At 63.3% G+C, this 5,720-nt stretch carries 7 protein-coding genes; 3 read left to right on the forward strand and 4 right to left on the reverse strand.

Annotation, left to right across the window (positions count from 1 at the left end):
• The 3 genes from EOA22_RS38585 to mazG all read left to right on the forward strand — a co-directional run.
• Nucleotides 1–413: SURF1 family cytochrome oxidase biogenesis protein (locus tag EOA22_RS38585; RefSeq protein ID WP_348629478.1), on the forward strand; the 413-nt coding region annotated here is incomplete at its 5' end.
• A 252-nt stretch (nucleotides 414–665) separates the two neighbouring features.
• Nucleotides 666–1,850, forward strand: coding sequence for an amino acid aminotransferase (locus tag EOA22_RS02760; RefSeq protein ID WP_063168042.1), 1,185 nt, complete (start codon nucleotides 666–668; stop codon nucleotides 1,848–1,850).
• An 80-nt stretch (nucleotides 1,851–1,930) separates the two neighbouring features.
• Nucleotides 1,931–2,755: a nucleoside triphosphate pyrophosphohydrolase gene (gene mazG / locus EOA22_RS02765; RefSeq protein ID WP_063168043.1), complete on the forward strand. Its 825-nt coding sequence runs from the start codon at nucleotides 1,931–1,933 to the stop codon at nucleotides 2,753–2,755.
• 62 nt (nucleotides 2,756–2,817) lie between these two features.
• Here the strand turns inward: mazG and hflX are convergent, their stop codons facing one another.
• The 4 genes from hflX to EOA22_RS02785 form a co-directional block, all read right to left on the reverse strand.
• Nucleotides 2,818–4,209: a GTPase HflX gene (gene hflX / locus EOA22_RS02770; RefSeq protein WP_127389829.1), complete on the reverse strand. Its 1,392-nt coding sequence runs from the start codon at nucleotides 4,207–4,209 to the stop codon at nucleotides 2,818–2,820.
• The gene (gene hfq / locus EOA22_RS02775; RefSeq protein ID WP_006202172.1) at nucleotides 4,210–4,455 is read right to left on the reverse strand and encodes an RNA chaperone Hfq; all 246 of its coding nucleotides are present in this window, start codon (nucleotides 4,453–4,455) and stop codon (nucleotides 4,210–4,212) included.
• A gap of 145 nt (nucleotides 4,456–4,600) precedes the next feature.
• Nucleotides 4,601–5,464 (reverse strand): D-amino-acid transaminase, encoded by an 864-nt coding sequence (locus EOA22_RS02780; protein WP_027163475.1) that lies wholly within the window; start codon nucleotides 5,462–5,464, stop codon nucleotides 4,601–4,603.
• A gap of 98 nt (nucleotides 5,465–5,562) precedes the next feature.
• Nucleotides 5,563–5,720, reverse strand: a 158-nt coding sequence (locus EOA22_RS02785) for a helix-turn-helix domain-containing protein (RefSeq protein WP_281040749.1), incomplete at its 5' end; no start/stop codon positions are given.

Raw genomic sequence — 5,720 nt, forward strand, 5'->3', positions numbered from 1 at the left:
GCTTCACGATTCTGGTGAACAGGGGCTTCGTGCCGACGGACAAGCGCGATCCGGCAACCCGCTTCGCAGGCAAGCCCTCGGGCGATCACACCGGAATTCATGGCCTGTTGCGCATCAGCGAACCGAAAGGCGGCTTCCTGCGCACCAACGATCCGGCTGCCAACCGCTGGTATTCGCGCGATGTACAGGCGATCGCCGCCAAGCAAGGCATCGGGCAGGTCGCTCCTTATTTCATCGATGCCGATGCCACGCCCAATCCGGGAGGGTGGCCGGTCGGCGGCCTGACGGTCGTTTCGTTCCACAACAACCATCTGGTCTATGCCCTGACATGGTTCGGGCTGGCCTTGATGGTGCTGGGCGCGGTCGCCTGGCTGTTGCGGCAGGCTGTGAAAGACAGGCCCGGCGGGGGCTGACCGCTGACCGCTGGCCGAGGCAAAGCCGAAATTACGCACGGAAGCGCTCATGCCGGCGCAGAGGATGGCGTGATCGCTCTGCTCGTGCCGGCTGGTCATTTCCGACGCGCATCAATAGGTTTCCCTTCAAACCCTCATCCATGAGCGCGCAGGGCAGGCTTCCCAGCCGTCTCGGGCTGGAGCACCTAGCTAAAACCGCTGGCGAAACGCGACCGATTTGCGTATCACTCCGCCGCCATTGGAGCCCTATCGATGTTTGAGACCCTGCAGCCCGCCCCCGCCGACAAGATCCTGGCCCTGATCGGCCTTTATCGCGCCGATCCGCGCCCCGACAAAGTCGATCTCGGCGTCGGCGTCTACAAGGATCGCGACGGCAAGACGCCGGTTATGCGCGCCGTGCGCGAGGCGGAAAAGCGCCTGCTGCAGGCCCAGGACACCAAGACCTATCTCGGCCTTGCCGGCGATACCGGCTTCAACACGGTGATGGCCAAGCTCGCCTTCGGTCCGGGCGCTGACATGACGCGCATCCGCGCCGCACAGGCGCCCGGCGGCTCCGGCGCGCTGCGGCTGGTGGCGGAATTGCTGAAGCGGACGCGTTCGGACGCAACCATCTGGCTGTCGGACCCGACCTGGCCGAACCACATGCCGGTGATGCGCGCCGCCGGCCTGCAGATCCGTGAATACCCGTATTTCGACGCCGCGTCGGGTGCTGTTCGCTTCGACGACATGCTGGCGGCCCTGCGGACCGCAAAGAGCGGCGACGTCGTGCTGCTGCATGGCTGCTGCCACAACCCAACCGGCGCCAATCTGGATGCGGCACAGTGGGCAGCCGTTACCGATCTGGTCGTCGAGCGCGCGCTGCTGCCGTTCGTCGACATCGCTTATCAGGGCTTTGGCGATGGCCTTGAGGCCGACGCCCTCGGCTTGCGCCTGCTGGCGGCGAAAGTTCCGGAAATGGTCGTCGCGTCGAGCTGCTCGAAGAATTTCGCCGTCTACCGCGACCGCGTCGGCGCAGCAATGATCCTGGCCAAGGACGGCGCACAGGCAGATGTGGCGATGAGCCAGATGCTGTCGGCGGCGCGCGCCATGTATTCGATGCCGCCGGACCACGGGGCAGCAGCCGTACGCATCGTGCTGGAGGACGCCGCCTTGCGTGCAGACTGGGAAGCCGAACTTGAAGAGATGCGGCTGCGCATGCTGAGACTCCGTGTCCAGTTCTCCGAAGCCCTGCGCCGGCAATCCAATTCCGACCGCTTCGATTTCGTCGCCAGCCATCGCGGCATGTTCTCCCGCCTTGGCCTCACCGAAGCGCAAGTCGAACGGCTGCGCGCCGAGCACGGCGTCTACATGGTCGGCGACAGCCGCATCAATGTCGCCGGCCTGCCCGAGGACGGCATGGACGACCTCGCCAAAGCGATCGTCTCGGTGCTCGACTGACGTGGCTCGCCTGTGGACAAGGCACTCTCGCCGGCTGACAGCGTTGGCCGCGCGGCCGGCCGCGCGATAGCATCAGCCCTATGACGCCATCGAAAGACATTTCGCGCCTGATCGAGATCATGGCGGCGCTGCGGGCGCCGAAGACCGGCTGTCCCTGGGATATCGAACAGGATTTCTCGACCATCGCGCCCTACACGATCGAAGAGGCCTATGAGGTCGCGGATGCCATCGCGCGCGGCGACCTCGACGATCTGCGCGACGAACTCGGCGATCTGCTGCTGCAGGTCGTCTACCACGCGCAAATGGCCGAGGAGGCCGGCGAGTTTGCCTTCCCCGATGTGGTGCAAGCCATCACGACGAAAATGATCCGACGCCATCCGCATGTCTTCGGCGACGAAAAGGCCCGCAGCGCCGGCATGGCCAAGGGCATGTGGGAAAAGATCAAGGCAGAAGAGAAGGCAGAGAAACGAAGCGCCCGCCTCGCGCGCGGTCTCGATCCCGAAGACAATGGCAAGGGGTTTCTGGATAGCGTGCCGGTCGCCCTGCCCGCGCTGACCCGGGCGCTGAAACTTCAGGAGAAGGCCGCCCGCGTCGGCTTCGACTGGAGCGAGGCAGCACCCATCCTCGACAAGATCGAGGAAGAGATCGGCGAATTGCGCGAGGCGCTGGCCAAGGGCGACACCGCCTCGATCAAGGACGAGTTCTGCGACATGCTGTTTGCCGTCGTCAATCTCGGTCGCCACCTCAAGCTCGATTCGGAAGCAGCGCTGAGCGGCACCAACGAGAAATTCCGCTCACGTTTCCATTATGTCGAGCAGGCTTTGGAGAAAGCCGGCAACACGCTGGACAAGGCTGATCTGGCCGAGATGGAAGCGCTCTGGCAGGAAGCAAAGACCGCGAAGTAGTCTCTCTTTTCGGGCAACTCCCGACGGAAACCGCTATACACTTTTCCTGGAACTGCTCCGGATTATCCGTTGTTTTTACGACGCAATCTGTTTTCGATCTCTTCGCGCGCGCTTTGCGTGGCCTTCAGCGAGATGGTGGCGCTGCCGTCGTCATTGTCGCTTCGCGAAACCACATCGCCATTGCGGTAAAGCCAGTCGACAAGGCCGAACTGTGCCGGCTCGATCGTCACGGTGAGGTCTTCGAGTTCGCCCGCCATCCGCGTTTCGATGATCGCCTTCAGCGCATCGATGCCCTCGCCGGTCACCGCCGACACCGCAATCGGCGGCGCCTTGTTGGCATCGGCGCCGTCTGCAAGCAGCCGGGTCCGGTTGCCTTCGTCGAGCCGGTCGATCTTGTTCCACACTTCGATCACCCGCTTGGCATCACCAGCGTCAACGCCAAGATCTGCAAGGATACGCTCGACATCCTCGGCCTGGGCGGCCGTGTCCGGATCGGAAATGTCGCGCAGATGAAGCACGAGGTCGGCCTCGACCACCTCTTCCAGGGTGGCGCGGAAAGCCGCGATCAGATGTGTCGGCAGGTCCGAAATGAAGCCGACCGTGTCGGAGAGGATGATCGGCGTGCCATGTGGCAGGCGCACGCGGCGCAGCGTCGGGTCGAGCGTGGCGAACAGCATGTCCTGTGCCAGCACATCCGCCCCGGTCAGCCGGTTGAACAGCGTCGACTTGCCGGCATTGGTGTAGCCGACGATCGCCACCACCGGGGACGGCACCTTCCTGCGCTTGGCGCGGTGCAGCTCCCGCGTGCGCCGCACCGTTCCCCGCTCCTGCTTGTGCTTGATGATCTTTTCCTGCAACTGCCGCCGGTCGGATTCGATCTGTGTTTCGCCGGGGCCCCCAAGGAATCCGGCGCCGCCGCGCTGACGCTCCAAATGGGTCCAGCTACGCACGAGGCGGCCCTTCTGGTAGTTGAGATGGGCGAGCTCGACCTGCAGCGTGCCTTCCTTGGTGCGTGCACGCTCGCCGAATATCTCGAGGATCAGCCCGGTGCGGTCCAGCACCTTGGCGTTCAGCTCTTTCTCGAGATTGCGTTGCTGCACAGGGGTCAGCGGATGGTCGACGACGACCACTTCCGCATGTCCCTCTTTGACGATTTCCGCGAACTCGGCGACCTTGCCGCTGCCGAGCAGCGTCGCCGGGCGCGGATCGTTGACGGTCACCACCGCGGTGTGAATCAGATCAAGGTTGATGGCGCGGGCAAGGCCAACGGCCTCGTCGTGACGCGCATCAGCCGAACGCATCAGCCGCGGGCGGTTGGTCTCGTCGTCGTTGCGCTGGTGGCGGGTAAGGACGGGCACAATGACCACGGCCCGGGTCGGGCCCTTGGCCTCAGTCCTGGGGTGATGCGCTGGTTTCCCGCGAACGGTGGCGTCCGCGTCTTTCTCACGTGCCAATCAGGCGCCCTGGCTTTCCTCGCCATCGAACATCTGAACCGGCTGGCTCGGCATGATCGTGGAAATGGCGTGCTTGTAGACGAGCTGGGAGTGACCATCGCGGCGCAGCAGGACACAGAAATTGTCGAACGAAGTGACCACGCCGGTCAGCTTCACGCCGTTGATGAGGAAGATGGTGAGCGGGTTCTTGCTCTTGCGAACTGAATTCAGGAACAGGTCCTGAAGGTTTTGCGATCGTTCCGCCATTGTTCTTGTCTTTCGCCGATCCCCTTCGGTTTGCAAGCCAATGCGCCAAATTAACGGGCGCATGTCAAGCTCGCAAACACCGTCTTGTCGTCAGTAACGACAAGCAGAACGAGATATATTGATGTTCATTCCACCTGTGCGGTTATCAGGCTGGACTTTTTTCCGCAATGTCAAAAAAGGCTTGCCGCAACGAAAGTGTTATTGAGCCGGGGTGCCCATTGGCGACCGTGTCGCCATCGATGGTCACCACCGGCATGGCGATCGTCGTTGCGGAACTGATGAACGCCTCGCGTGCCGTCTTGGCCTCGGCGACGGAAAAGCCGCGCTCCTCGATCTTCAGGCCAAGCTTGGCCGCCACTTCGAACATGGTCGTGCGGGTGATGCCGCGCAGGATGCCATGCTCGGCCGGCCTGGTGACCAGAACGCCGTCCCTGGTGACGATCCAGGCGTTGGACGAGCCGCCTTCCTTGACGTTACCTTCGGTGTCGACGAACCAGGCTTCCTGCGCACCGGCTTCCTTTGCCTTCTGCTTGGCCAAGACATTGGGCAGCAGCCCGACAGTCTTGATGTCGACCCTGTCCCAGCGGTTCTCCGGCACGGTGATGACGGCGATGCCTGTCTCGGCTCGCTTTGCACCAGCGGCAGGATCGGCCTTCCTGGCGGTTACCACCAGCGAAGGCTTGGTGTCGGCGGAAGGGAAGACGAAGTCGCGGCTGGCCACGCCGCGCGTCACCTGCACGTAGACCAGGCCATTGGCGACGTGGTTGCGATTGACCACCTCACGCAGAATGAGCGGCAGCACGTGAGAGGTGACCGGCCAGGCGATCGACAATTCGGTCAGCGAACGGTTCAGCCGGGCCAGGTGGCGCGGCATGTCGACGATGAAGCCACGCGCCACTTCGCAGACCTCATAGACACCGTCGGCAAACTGATAGCCGCGATCCTCGATATGCACGGCAGCGTCGGCGTGCGTGACATAGCGCCCGTTGACATAGGCAATGCGCGGCATTGGCGACCCCTCAGAAATTCTCGGGCTTTCTTATGCGATTCCACCGCGGGCGTAACCGGCAAATGGTTGGACCACGCGCGGCTGGTCGGACGTCGCGCTTAGACGCCCAGGGACTTCAGCTTGCGATGCAGAGCGGAGCGCTCCATGCCGATGAACTCGGCGGTTTTCGAGATGTTGCCGCCGAACCGGTTGATCTGGGCGATCAGGTAATCCTTCTCGAACTGCTCACGCGCTTCGCGGAGCGGCAGCGCCATGA

The organism is Mesorhizobium sp. M7A.F.Ca.US.014.04.1.1 (genome assembly GCF_003998745.1).
Lineage (GTDB): Bacteria > Pseudomonadota > Alphaproteobacteria > Rhizobiales > Rhizobiaceae > Mesorhizobium > Mesorhizobium ciceri.